This window comes from Chitinophaga terrae (ex Kim and Jung 2007) (genome assembly GCF_900107795.1).
Taxonomy (GTDB): Bacteria; Bacteroidota; Bacteroidia; order Chitinophagales; family Chitinophagaceae; genus Chitinophaga; species Chitinophaga terrae.
Genome location: NZ_FNRL01000008.1, coordinates 98,659 through 111,828, shown reverse-complemented (window position 1 = coordinate 111,828; position 13,170 = coordinate 98,659). Strand labels below are relative to the sequence as shown.

Genomic DNA, 13,170 nt, shown 5'->3' with positions numbered 1-13,170 from the left:
CAACAATGGTTTGCCTGCTAAGTCCTGCTGTACTTAGAGAAAAATCATACGGCTTATTTTGTACTAATCCACGAAGTGGGTGAAAATCTGCGATTCATTTATTCCATCTTGAGAAGAAAACAGGAGAGCAGGTTCATCGAACTGCTTAGCCGAAAATTTATAATACTTCTGATTATCTGGTAGACTTTCCTGACCGGACGATTTTTGAACCTTCGCAAATAATGGGGTCGCCTGGAGGGTAAAGTTAAATCTACTACCGGAGTTATTGGGAAATTCTAATGTTATAGCATTGCATTCAGCAAAAATCAATGTTCTCCATTGCTCGAAAGCGGTATTGAATTGGCCATTATACATCCTGTCTAATACTTCTTTTGAGATACTCTTTCTTACCTCTTTCTCAATCAATTCGCCGTCTGAACGAATAATTGAAATAGTAGGCTTCACCAACAGGAATAGGCTTTCATCATCTTTCACGATATTTAAAAAAATAGCTTGATATATTTTGTATTCTATTCCTCCTAAAGATTTCGTCTGAATAGGCTTATTATCCCAGATTTTATTTCTACCATCAGATGAAAAATTCAATTTATTGCAAATGGCTATAGTTAAGGCAGCAGTAATTATGTGTTTTATAGCGCCTTCCTCGATTTTCAACTCTTCCTGATCAATAGGCACACGGGTTATAACTCCCTGAATATTACCAGAGAAAATACTACTAATATCATCCAACGTGCCTAATGCCATAACTTTTCCTTTAAGCGGGGCTGCAACCACATTCCTCTCTGAGGTTAATTCCCTTATCTTTGACCAAGCCCCCTTTTGTCGTGCTATCTCGCATTGGAATTGGAACAGTTCTAATGGAATTGTAAGCGGTAGCAAATTGCTTTTGATCACAGCATCAATCCGGTTTATTTTCAATTGAAAAGGAGTGAACTCATTATTTAACGAATCAACTCTCTTAAAATGGGGCTCGGCTTCAGTATAATTTTCACCTGAGAGGCAGAACTTGCCCAATCTCATCATTAAATCATCAAAACCATTAGTGGCAATATAGTATGCCTCCCTATTCGCCTTTCTTGCTGCCTCTAATAGTGCAGCAACGGCAGCATTGGGTTGGGCGCCATATCCGCACCAGTATAGCCTACTAGCTGCTGATTGCGAATATGCTTCCATTAAAGCATCCATAATCGATTGATCATTCCCACTAAAACCAACAACAATTAGATGGGAGCCCGATATGTCTTCTGTTAATTTCCTTCTAAGCACTTCATCCTGAGCCTGTAGCTCTGCTTCTGTATTTTTGAGCAGATCATACCGATAATCCCCGTGTAAAGCATTGAGCACTAATTCTCCTTCTGCGGCTATTCGTTCGGTACGATGTGTAGAGTCCAAGCCAATCTCAATGGGCGTTATATTATAAGACGCAGCAGCTTTTGCCGGAAGGTGGTCAAAATTCGTTGTCCAAATCTGCCGAATAATCCTCTCTCTGGCAAGTAAGCACAGAAGGTGATACCCAGCTGATGGCTTTGCATCCTTAGATATATTTTGAAAAAAGCTCTTTCTAGTGCTGGGTATTGGAAAGGCTTCATTAGCATAGTATGTATATTCCTCTCTGGCATCCATTCCAGGGTATTTACCCTGATTATCTAGCCAATTCTGTATTTTGATGCGAGAGGCTTCTGAGCTTCCATCTGGGAAGATCTTTTCTAACCCGGGGTTGGCGCTAATAAATATTTGTCATTTCCACTCCCATACACAATCATATGCTGATTTCACGCCAGATGATATTGATGCACCAGCGCCAATAAAGATTGAATGCGAAGAAGTTTTATTCACGCCTACAGCACGAACAAACTGAGTAACGTCAAGATATATATTCGGATTATCCATAATTTAAATTCGTTATGTAAGGACCTTAGTTCTGTCTATTTATATTCTTCCAAAGGGATATTGCATGTCATTAGGGAATGATTCTAATGTGATCACGACGCCGGCAGTTGCTATGGCTTTTATCCTGGGGTTAAAAATCGGTCATGAACATACTGTTGAAGTTTCTGTACCTCTTGGTGAATCCATAGTGTATAAGATTTTGCAACAACACAGACAAAAAATATACTTTGTGAGTTTTTCTTAAATACCATTGTGGAAATTAAAAAAAGCAATTTGGGAATGTGCTAATCTAATTTCTTTTTACGATACAATCAAAATTTGTCAATACACATTATAAAATAGCATAATAATATATCGAATTGCGCCAGTATTTCAACTCTGAGATTCAGTGTACGATATCCTTTTTGTCACACAATATTTTGAGTAATTTTCTGCTAAAGCCGATTGAGCGGATCTTGACACAAGAATCGGAATCTCGATATTTTATGTTTATACCAAACGTATGGTAAATTCCACTTTTTTATTAAATTTGTCCCGATAGGGAGAAAAAGTGCGAAAACGTTTAAAAGCGGTGTTCTTTCATATCACGACACAATTATGACACACCTTACTTGTAAGATATTGAAAACCAGACTGTAAAGAATCCAGTTCTGGGCACGAAAATGGACAAACCGAAGTAAATTTCGGTTTGTCCATTTTTATTTTGGATGAAATCCTTACCCAGTTTGTATATTAGCTTTTTACAGGCTACTGCGTTCCCCATATCTTCCAGCAAGTAACGAATAGATGGCATTAACCCAGCCCCATTTCATTCCGCCTTTGAAGCAGTGGAATTAGTTACCTTATTTCAAAACCGGTTTTAAAGTCTGGCGGATTATCAATAAGTGATTCTCCGGTTTGCCGCCATGTATAGGAAAACCTATTTTGCTCAGAATAAGTGCCGTCTCTTTCAGTATTTTTGTTCGGGTTAAGGATCAGGCTATATTCATTTGACCCGGAATAATATTTTATTTCAAAACTGTAACTCGTTTTCTCCAGTTTATAATCTGATGCCCTTATCCTGCCTCCCCATAGTTTATTACTATTATCCCTCTTGCTCCACCATTCGCCTCTGCCTTCCTTAGGAATAATGGTAAGCTGGTTTCCCCGGACAACATAAGTTCCGCTTTCATAAGCAAACAGTATTTCTTTCATAAGTGCCGACCAATTTTTTAAGCGGAAAATATAGGTGCCGTCCTCTTTAAATAAATATTCCCGTCTGAAATAGCCGGCTGTATATTGCGGAAATCCATTAGCATAACCACTCGTTTCTAAATGATTATCACACCACAAACCTATGATTGAAGACTTCCCCGCTTTACCTGCCGGAACAGCTCCTGTATTGCCGGTTTTATTTTGTTCCAACCTTGCAAGTTCCAATGAACTGATAAATGCTGCTAAGTCGTTTTGATATTGCTTTGTATTGGTCATCAATACAACGCTTGCTGTTTGCCCGTTGCTGGTGGCAGTTAATAAAGTAGCCGCACCTATCTTTCCTTCATCAATATAGTTGGCGCTACCCGAGATCACATCCCATCCGTTATCGTTTACGGGTAGCTCCATTGTTGGCCCGCCATTTACCTGCACGGCGCCTTTTACCAGTTTATTCCAATCATTACTGAAATTTTCATTGGCTGATACAGTAGAAGCAGTTGCTTTCATAATAATAGCAATGGCATATGCCCCCGTTTTTTGGTCAGTAACCGAAAGCTGCAATCCTCCTTCATTTTGTTGTTGCTGCCAGCCTTTGGGAGTTATAAAAGAAACCACATCAAAGGTTTGTTTCTGTGAAAGGCTTGTATAACTCATTATCAATAACAGGATACACAGCGAAATACTTTTTATTGATCTCATCTTTTTACGTTCATCTTTCCTGAAAAAAATGTTGGTCGGGCAAAAGAATAAATATGCCTATTGAAGAAGATAGTTATAACCACTTTTGTTATTATCACCGTTGCCATCAGTAAAACCGTTGCCGGTTATTACAATATTGAATCTGTAAAGTACATTTTTGGGTAAGGTAGAGAAATTGACGCCTCCGGCAACCCGGGCATCCCAGAAAAGTTCCTTTACACTCCCTGGAGCAAACGGGATTTCTCCTGCATCCAAAGCGCCTCCACCGATAGCCTGCCCGCAACAGGCGGTTTCCAGGAAAGTACTTGGGTCATTGTCTGTGTCTTCAACCCTGCTTTGTATTAATAGCGAAGCTGTTTGGGGGATGGGTGTTTCGCCAATATTTTTCAGGGTATAGTAAATTCTGACAAAAGATGTGTCGGCCGGACTTTTCGTTACACTTGTAACAGTAATGGCTACATCTGCCGGGGCCGGTGGAGGCGGTGGGATGTTGAACGGCGATTGCATCGAATTATTTGAATAATTCAACTCAGAGAATTGCTGACCAACCCATGTTTCAGAAGGCATGCCAATATTTGTCTTCATTCCATTTACGCAGAGCTCAAATGTGTATACATTACCCACAACAATGCCGGCAGTGCTGAATGTATTTTTACTGCTTATAGATTCCCCGGGATTAAGCAATTGGTTAGCTTCAGTTGAAATGGTTGTTGTTGCACCCCCTCCGGAAGCATTGCCGTTTATATAGCTCTGTACCGATAACAAACCTTTTTTCACTGCAGCAGTGCCGGTGTTTTTCAGTGTATAATTTACGAAATAGGTATTACCGGTATTGGGAGAAAAACTGACATTGGTAATAATGATGTCAGGGAGGGCGGCTGGCGTAGTAGTGGGATTAGTTGTAGTTGCAGGCTGCGCAGGTTGCCCGGCCGTTTGCGTTGAAGTGGATGCAGGTGTGTAAATCATGCCTGTTGCCGTTTGCTTTGCAGGAGCCATTTGAATATTTGTGACTGGCGCAGTTGTCGTTTGCTGAGATGCCGGCTCAATGACCTTCCCTTTTATATTGGAATTAACAACCGGCTTAGCCAGCCGGATTGAATCAATTTTTCTTATTTGTGCGCCGCTATCCATTGCACCTGCAATAAACAACAGGAAGAAAAATATCCTTTTCATTTTCCATGATTTTTATTTAGTAAAAGTAGATGGAAGGGGCTGACGGGTCAATCGTTAAAAAAGACGATTCTTCAGATGACAACGATGTTCCTGTCGTTAGAAACGTTTAACCTGCCAGTTCAAATCTGAATGTCGTATTTCGTTGTATTCAATTTGCCGGAACCGGCTCATGAGGTTTCAACGCAGCACTGTCGGTAACAGGAAGCACAGATGGTCCAGGATCAACAGGCTTCTTCCTCTTCTTTTTGAAAAGGTTTCTTATCTTGTCCTCAGCCTTCCCTATTGCCTTATCCGTTACATCGTCCGAAGTTTTGCTCACGGCTTTGTCCACCACTTTATCAGCAGCCCTGTCAGTTGAGCTATTGACAGCCGTAATGGTTTTCGTTTTCAGCTTAGGCAACAACTGAGCATGCACCATGGTGCCAGCAAATAGCATCGTAAATAATATGAAAACTGTTTTTTTCATTTGTTGAATGTATTAGTAATTATAAAATAACACCTTCGATTTCATCAATGTAGTATCCCGCAGATGAGATAACTTTTCAATTAAAAAAGTGCGGGGAACCGAAACTCAGAAACTGGTCCATGCAGCTCCTGTTAGCAGGTCCCAGCCGCTTTTATCTGTAGACCTTATCTTTCCATCGGGGCCAAAGTTGATGGTGATCCAGCCTATTCTGTTTGCTTTCAGTTTTATTTTGCTGGTATTGCTTGCAAGATCATCTGTACATCTTTCGACAATTGCATTCTCAAGAATTATTTGTCGCGTTAATGTGGGCAAATTATTCCCTACCCTGCTGGTTACCGAAATATCCATTCTTGATATCGGAAATACTTGCAATGATTGCGTGGCGATCTTTCCCGGGGCAATATTAACTGCAGCGACGGAAGGTTTTATAGTCGCGCCACCTGCAGGCTTGGTAATAAGGGGTTGTTGCGACTCCGTTTTTATCATATTTCTGAAAGACGTAACACAGGCGCTTGTAGGCACCTCAATTTCCAAGGAAGCTGTATTATCTACCCCGCCGGAAAAGTTCACAATGATCAGTTGGTCTTCGTATCCCTTCATTACAGATGTCCCTTTTATACGGCTTCCATCGCCTTTAATTACTTTTCCATAAATGGTTGTTGTTTGCACAGTCATGGTCATTGCCATTAACATTAATAAAAACGGTAAAATGATTTTTTTCATTTGATTCATACTGGGGTGTATTAAATTATTCAATCATTTTTCTCAGGGCGTTCATATCAAACTTTTTATCAAAATTGTTCAGCAAGCTCTCACTCCATTGCTTGTCTTTAGAAACTTCATATTTGAACTGCACTTCAAATAATATTGGCTTTATGGCATCGCCGGTACTTATGCTCCAATAGGCGGGGTTAAATACATACAGTGCGTAAATATTCTCTGATTCTTTATCATAAAATTTACCTGTTTCCTTTAGGCGGTCATTGGCCTCTTTTGTTTTGTTATCTCCTGACACTATTGCCGGTTGCTGCAGCCATTTTTCATTTTGTGTAGTCAGCAGCTCTTTCAATTTTGCTTTTCTTGCCTCATATATTTCAGCATAAGCTACTTTATGAGCTTGCCAGGATTTTCTTTTTTGGTTTGCAAAGTCACTATTGTCTTTTGCGTTCTTTTTTAACAGGTCATCTAAAGTATAAGCAAAATTTGCTTTCTCTACTTCCAGGTATTCCAACATATCCTGCAAGTATTGTTTGCGCGAAACAGGTATGAACAATGGAATACCGGGCCTGGTAATAAGATAATGCCTGTCGATACACTGATATGATTTTTCGTTATGCTGATCATACCTGCTCCCCATTTCCCATTTTTCCACATAGCCATCGCCGTTGTTTACTTTCAGAAAGTCGGAATGGTAGTCTTTGTAATTATCGGAGCGTCCTTGCAAAACGGAACGTTCAGAAAAGTATTTTGAAACGTTTACCGGCTTATTGCTGCGATCTTTTTCATAATCGGGTCCAAGTTTCGCGTCGGCAGGAAAATCATAGGTCCAGTAGAGCGTGCCGGGCGTTTTATTGAAAATCAGGCTGCCGGTACCAACTGATATGGAGCCGTTATAGAAAGAAGGATTCACATTAACCCTGAGCACAGACCGGAATTCACTTACCTCCTTTACCACATGCTGTTGTACATGGCAAACCATCTGATACAGGCCTAACTGATAGCCGTACCTTTTATGATCATACCCACTGAAGAGATCATTTCCAGATCTGCTATAGCTTACCCGCATTACGCAGCCGGTTGCCTGAAAGTTTTTCCTGGAGCTTTCTTCCAATTGTTCTATTTTATTGAGAACAGGCAGCATCTTCGCTTCATCGGCAATAGTAAACCCGGTAGTGCTTCCATAGATCGTTTTTCCATATTTCGATTGGGAATGGTTGTAATACAGCGCAGGCATATTTTGCACGTCATTTTCGCTGCAGGGCGTTTGATTGATGATAACGGTTTGGGCTTCTCCTGCTACGACTGAAAGGCAAAAAAAGAAAACTAAGATCGCATTTTTCATTTCTGGTATTTTTAATTTCTCAAGAAGCTGCTTCCAAAGCTTGTAAAACCAGGGCCGGAAGAATTGAACCCGCCATTCACACTTACCGTTACCGAACCTATATCTACTGAAGCGCCGCCGCCATAGGGGCCGCTTATGCCGGCGCCGGCCGAACCCTGTACTATCAGATCAACCGGGTTCATATTGCCATCAAATTGTATGGTAGTTTCTACGGAAGCGCCGATTTTCGCACCCAGGTTCCTGGTGATCTCAAATTCCTTGTCTTTACCGGCTTTGGCAGAGAGGCTATGACCCGTGGTTTCCCAGGTTACGGGATCAATGCTCCGGTTATAGGTAAACTCACCGGCTTTAAGATCGGCATATATGGTAAAGCCTTCGCAATTCATTTTGCCGGCAACCACTTTGGCATCAAACCCGAAATCCACTTCGCAATGTTCTCTTTCCCATTCCTGTATTTTGCCTTTCGTCTTATAGTCTTGTTTCAAATAATCGCCGCAGGGTTTAGATAGTCCCCCATCCACATAAACAGGGAAAAGAGAACGGAAGCTATTCAGGTTGTTGAGATAGCTGACATAAGCTGCATAATTTACCGCCGTTGGGTCTTGAATGGATTGCAAGGCAATGGTGTTCCAAAAAAGATACTCCTGCAAGCGCTGGTTCATCAGGCCTTCCATATTGCGGATATACAGGTTATTGATCTCGGCAGATTTTTTCAGCCAGGCATTCTGTTTTTCGGTTTTTAACCGGCAAAGTTCTTTTTCTATTTCCACAGCCCGTATGTTGGCAGCGCCTTTGCCTTCGCCATCGTCCAGTTTACTTTTTTCATTTACCAGGACAGCTATCTTATTATCGTAGTCCGTTTTCAGTGCCTGCCTCAATTCATTTTCCCTTTGCAACCTGTTTGCGGTTTCCTTTTTCATACGGCTGACGTATGAAACACTGTATTGAGGGTTATCAATGGCGTTGAGCATAAAAGCTGCATGGGCTACAAACGGATAGCTAAGCCCTGCTTTCATATCCCGCACCATTTTTGCGGCGCCTGGTTTACCCACGTTCTCAGAGATCTGTTTTACCTGGGCCATTCGCTTATTCATATTTTCCATCATTTGCTTTTCGGCATCTTTCTCCAGATCTTTAGGTGCTTTTCCGGCGGCATTTATGGTAGCATCCAGGTCTAAGAAAAATTTATTGATATCGGGATAGGCAGATACCGCGGCCTCATAACTGTCTGGGATATCCGGCACAACAAATCGTTTGGTAATGCTGTGGTCTTTATAATATTGTTTGAAATTGTTACGTATGGATGTATACATGGCCGACTTATCTGCATTGGGCGATACCTGTTGCAAAAGGTTCATATTTTGTGTGGTGGCGCCGCCATGTGCAATAGCTTTTTCCAAATATCCGGCGCACAAGGCGCTATTACCTTGTTTCTGCGCTATAAGCGCTAATGAGCGATATGCTTCTGCGTTGGCAGAGTCTTGTTCCGTTGCGGCCATTAAAAGCGGCTTTGCTTTTTCCACATTCCCAAGGCTCAGCCATGCCTGACCTGCATTATTGGCGACAGTGCCGCTGTTGGGCAATAATTTTTGCGCATACAGCAATAGAGGCAGCGACTTATGCGCATAGCCGGAAATAGTGAGCAGGCTGCCCAGGTTGTTGAGCGACACCATATCACCGGCATTGGTAATGCAGGCATTCAATAAAAGATAAAGCGCTTTATCCAGTTCATTGTTTGCCCAAAATACCATGGCGTATTTCCCGGTTCTTTCACCTTTATTCAACAGGTTTTTAACTGCATTCCTGCTTTCCGGCTTTATTAGTTTATCTGCTTCAGCAAAAATGGGAGACAGGTAAGCCATAAGTTGCTCCTTGTTTTTTGGGGGATCTGCAATTTTCAACACAGACATTTTATCAGGAATAATATCAGGGTCGGTATTGCGTTGCATGATAGCTGTGTTACCTTTGGCATTGTAGTCAAGTCCCTGCTGTGCGTTCTGCATAGCTTTGGTAGCCCCCATCTTTCCCATCATTTCATCAAAATTCTTCCTGGCTTCGGGACTCATGGCAGCCTTTATAGAATCCAATTGCTTTTGGGCTGCGGCCATTTTTTTCCTGTCGGCTTCATATTGTTCTTTGGAAGGCTTTTGCGCCGATGCCAATGCCGAAATAATGATGTATCCTACGAGAAACAATGTCTTTTTCATTGTGGGGTATTTTTTGATAAAAATAGCCCGGGGAACGGGCTATACTTATCGTTAAAAAAGATGATTTTTTCCTGAAGGCAGTCTTAATTCCGGGGTGCAAAGGTCTTATTCAGGCGGTAGAACAGGTTATTGTTTATTATTAGCCCGCTGTTAGTGCCGGCCGGGTCTGCGTCCAGAACCGGTATAAAGGCCACTTGTAATTTTCGCCCTGTTTGGGTAGTAAGGACCAGGGAGTAATTCACGATTTCGTAGGTGCCTTTCCCAATTACAAAATCATCGCCGAACGTGAGGTTACTGAATGTAATACCTTCATTGATATACGTCCCGTCTTTTTTAAAGAAAATAACAGGTCGCCTGTTAGGGTCCGTCTGTTTTGAAATAATATCTGTTTTCCCGTTATAATACGATAGTTCAGGCGAGTAAGCCCCTTCAAAACGCAAGCCATCTACCTGCTTCACTTTTATATAAACAGATGATGTACTGTTAGGATATCGGCTCATCGAGGTGGAGTTGATCTTGTATAATTCCATATTGCCGTATTTGTTGTTGACGAGAACCAGCTTGTTTCCTTTATCGGTAACGCGCCCCCAGCTATCTGCCTCCTTGCTGTTTTGCGGCGTCACGGCATTCAACCCTATTTCGGGCATATAGTAAAGACTTCTGCCATCCGGAGAGAGTACCACAACTTTGAATTGCTTCTCAGCGAGGTTTCCGGTTGCCGCATAACAATGACACATCCAAACATCATATTTGATGTTTGCCGAGATAGTGGCGGAGGTTGCGGAAGCGTTGCTATTTGTTACTTGTCTTTTTGTGTCTTGCCCGGCTGCGTGTTGGCTTATATCTTTTGCTATATCCGCCTTTGCAATAAAATCTTCTATCTCCTTTTTGTAGGCGTCTGAATTGGAAAGAATGATCAGGTTCTGCATTTTATTTTCTCCCAGAAAAGTAATTTGTAAAGCAAGGGTTGCTACGCCGTTGTCGTTGTACCTGGCATTTCCCAGTAAAAAACGCCAGCCCTTTATTCTGGCCTCTGGTTGCAGTGTGGCGGCAGCCGTGATCTTAAAAGGCTTTTGCAACAGGTTTTCCCAGCAAAAATCAAAGCATTGCCTGGCGTTACCTTTTGCGTCCATTAAATTGTAGACAAAAAAACTGCAATAGGCGCCGGTGCTTTTATCTTCTTTATAGTATGTAAGCACATTGTCGTTTTTTATTAACTTATAACCTTCGGGTACAGTATAGTTAATAACGCCAAAACTGCTGTATTGCGCCGTACAAAGCATTGTGGAAATAAGTAGTGCGAAGGATATCAGTGATCTGTACATTAGTGACTTCATTGATGGTAATATTTATTTTTTTGGGGATCGGCGCCTGTTATAAATGTTTTGTAAAATTGAAATAGAGAGCAAACCTGTACAATCATTAAAAAAGATGATTTTTCTATGGCAGGCAGAAAAATCATTAAAAAGAATGAGGGGAAAAACATACCTTCAACGGTAATTTGCAACATAATATCCCCATTTCTCCAAAATGATCAAAAAGCTACTGATACTAATTATTTGCCTGGCTGGCATCGCAGCTTCGGCATATTCTCAGGATGGAAATAAAAAAGACAGCTTGCTGAAGGTGTTGGCCACTGCAAAAGAAGATACTGGGAAAGTGGCCACATATATTGAAATTGGGAACCTTTATGAATTGGATGATTTTCATGCGGCCGGATCATACTATTTGAAAGCCTATCAACTTAGCAAAAGGTTGAATTACAAACGCGGGGAATTAAAATCCATTTCGAACTACACTTATCTTTTGAATGTCAATAGCCAATTTGATAGTTCGCTACTTCTCAATAAACAGGCTATTCAAATAGCTAAGTCATTAAACGATAATACGGCCCTTGCAAAAGCATGGGCAAATACAGGGAATACTTTTCAATACATGGATGAATATGATAGCGCCGTGTATTGTTACGAAGTTTCTATTAAACTTTTTGAGTCATCGGGCGATAAAGTAACGATAGCCAAAATACAGGATGTGCTTCAAAATGCTTATATGAAAATAGGCCAAAACGATAAGGCGTTGAAATATGGGAAGTCTGCTGTTAATATCTTACGCACCTCTAACGACCTATCCTCATTAGGGCAGGCGATATTAAATACGGCAAATAGTTTTCAGTCAGCCGGGCAAGCTGATTCAGCATTGGCCTACTACAATGAAGCGTTGGATATTTCCCATAAAATAAATCATAAAAGACTGGAGGCAATTAGTTTATTGGATATTGGCAATATTCATTTTCATCAGTATAATGCGGATAGTATGAAGGCGTACTATCAAAAATCGCTAACGATCTTTAAGCAATTAGATGATTTTGAAGGAGAATCTAATGCACTGAGAGGCATAGCTCATGCTTACCTGCTAAAAAAAGATTTTATTGCGGCGAAAAAAAATATCGAAAAGGCGCTGGCGATTTCAGATAGTCTTGAATTGCTCTCTGAAAAATATGAGAACCTGAAAAGCCTATCAAGTGTTTTATATGCTATGCATGATATTGCGGAGGCCGAGCGTTGTTTGGATAGCGCTCAGATAATCGAAAATAAATTCAGAGGCGATGAGATTCAAAAGAAAACTTTAAGCATTGAAAAAAGATTTGAAACTGAAAAAAAAGAAGACCGGATCAAACTACAGCAAATACAAATAAAAAAGAAAACGACCTTTATTTATTTTTTAGTGGCAGGAGCAATAGCGCTGTTGGTGATCCTCCTTTTATCTTACCGGAATTACTACAATCGCAAGAAATTGCAGCAGGCAAAAATTGATGAGCTGGAGGCGGAGAAGCAGCTCACTGCCACAGAAGCTGTGCTGAAAGGTGAAGAGCAGGAACGCACCCGCCTGGCCAAAGACCTGCATGATGGGCTGGGGGGAATGCTCAGTGGTATAAAGCATTCATTAAACAATATGAAAGAAAATCTGATCATGACGCCTGAAAATGCGCAGGCTTTCGAAAGAAGCATCGATATGCTTGATAGCAGCATTAAAGAAATGCGACGTGTTGCACACAATATGATGCCCGAAATGCTGTTGAAATACGGGTTAGACACTGCCTTAAAAGAATTTTGCAATGACATTACCCGCAGCGGGGCCATACATACGCATTACCAATCACTGGGCCTGACCAATAACATGCTCGATCAAACTATATCCGTTACTGTGTACCGCATTGTACAGGAACTGGTAAATAATGCCATTAAACATGCTGCAGCTAAAAATATTCTGGTACAGGTGCATCAATCAGTGACAGAAAAATTGCTGACCATTACGGTAGAAGATGATGGCAAAGGGTTTGACCCGGCGATCCTGCAACAATCGACGGGCATGGGCTGGAAAAATATTCAAAACCGGGTCGACTTTCTAAAAGGAAAATTAGATATTAAGTCTTCACCGGAAAATGGTACATCTGCTTTAATTGAGATCGCTATTTAACT

At 41.2% G+C, this 13,170-nt stretch carries 9 protein-coding genes; 1 reads left to right on the top strand and 8 read right to left on the bottom strand.

Annotated features, from left to right (window positions below):
- Positions 1-63: 63 nt before the first annotated feature.
- From BLV62_RS10660 to BLV62_RS10620, 8 genes are all read right to left on the bottom strand, one after another.
- Positions 64-1,623 carry an SIR2 family protein gene (locus BLV62_RS10660; protein WP_089761443.1) on the bottom strand — a complete coding sequence of 520 codons (1,560 nt, stop codon included), beginning with the start codon at positions 1,621-1,623 and terminating at the stop codon, positions 64-66.
- 1,104 nt (positions 1,624-2,727) lie between these two features.
- Positions 2,728-3,783, bottom strand: a complete 1,056-nt coding sequence (locus BLV62_RS10650) for a hypothetical protein (protein WP_139170088.1) — start codon at positions 3,781-3,783, stop codon at positions 2,728-2,730.
- A gap of 57 nt (positions 3,784-3,840) precedes the next feature.
- On the bottom strand, positions 3,841-4,956 hold the full coding sequence (locus tag BLV62_RS10645) for a CARDB domain-containing protein (protein WP_089761439.1): 1,116 nt from the start codon (positions 4,954-4,956) through the stop codon (positions 3,841-3,843).
- Positions 4,957-5,104: 148 nt separating this feature from the next.
- Positions 5,105-5,422 (bottom strand): hypothetical protein, encoded by a 318-nt coding sequence (locus BLV62_RS10640; protein ID WP_089761438.1) that lies wholly within the window; start codon positions 5,420-5,422, stop codon positions 5,105-5,107.
- A gap of 105 nt (positions 5,423-5,527) precedes the next feature.
- Positions 5,528-6,097: a hypothetical protein gene (locus BLV62_RS10635; protein WP_089761436.1), complete on the bottom strand. Its 570-nt coding sequence runs from the start codon at positions 6,095-6,097 to the stop codon at positions 5,528-5,530.
- Positions 6,098-6,170: 73 nt separating this feature from the next.
- Entirely contained in the window at positions 6,171-7,484 is a 1,314-nt protein-coding gene (locus BLV62_RS10630) for a hypothetical protein (RefSeq protein ID WP_089761434.1), read from the bottom strand.
- 11 nt (positions 7,485-7,495) lie between these two features.
- On the bottom strand, positions 7,496-9,691 hold the full coding sequence (locus BLV62_RS10625) for a tetratricopeptide repeat protein (protein ID WP_089761432.1): 2,196 nt from the start codon (positions 9,689-9,691) through the stop codon (positions 7,496-7,498).
- A gap of 83 nt (positions 9,692-9,774) precedes the next feature.
- Positions 9,775-11,028, bottom strand: coding sequence for a hypothetical protein (locus BLV62_RS10620; RefSeq protein ID WP_139170085.1), 1,254 nt, complete (start codon positions 11,026-11,028; stop codon positions 9,775-9,777).
- A 193-nt stretch (positions 11,029-11,221) separates the two neighbouring features.
- On the opposite strand from BLV62_RS10620, the gene BLV62_RS10615 reads away from it, so the two are divergent.
- A complete protein-coding gene (locus BLV62_RS10615; RefSeq protein WP_089761429.1) occupies positions 11,222-13,168 on the top strand; it encodes a tetratricopeptide repeat-containing sensor histidine kinase in 1,947 nt (648 codons plus the stop codon).
- Positions 13,169-13,170 lie beyond the last annotated feature (2 nt).

What these genes read in the sequence shown, in the direction of transcription:
- BLV62_RS10630 (WP_089761434.1), bottom strand. Translation starts at nt 7,484, where the DNA reads ATGAAAAATGCGATCTTAGTTTTCTTTTTTTGCCTTTCAGTCGTAGCA.
- BLV62_RS10640 (WP_089761438.1), bottom strand. Translation starts at nt 5,422, where the DNA reads ATGAAAAAAACAGTTTTCATATTATTTACGATGCTATTTGCTGGCACC.
- BLV62_RS10650 (WP_139170088.1), bottom strand. Translation starts at nt 3,783, where the DNA reads ATGAGATCAATAAAAAGTATTTCGCTGTGTATCCTGTTATTGATAATG.
- BLV62_RS10660 (WP_089761443.1), bottom strand. Translation starts at nt 1,623, where the DNA reads ATGGATGCCAGAGAGGAATATACATACTATGCTAATGAAGCCTTTCCA.
- BLV62_RS10645 (WP_089761439.1), bottom strand. Translation starts at nt 4,956, where the DNA reads ATGAAAAGGATATTTTTCTTCCTGTTGTTTATTGCAGGTGCAATGGAT.
- BLV62_RS10625 (WP_089761432.1), bottom strand. Translation starts at nt 9,691, where the DNA reads ATGAAAAAGACATTGTTTCTCGTAGGATACATCATTATTTCGGCATTG.
- BLV62_RS10620 (WP_139170085.1), bottom strand. Translation starts at nt 11,028, where the DNA reads ATGAAGTCACTAATGTACAGATCACTGATATCCTTCGCACTACTTATT.
- BLV62_RS10615 (WP_089761429.1), top strand. Translation starts at nt 11,222, where the DNA reads ATGATCAAAAAGCTACTGATACTAATTATTTGCCTGGCTGGCATCGCA.
- BLV62_RS10635 (WP_089761436.1), bottom strand. Translation starts at nt 6,097, where the DNA reads ATGACTGTGCAAACAACAACCATTTATGGAAAAGTAATTAAAGGCGAT.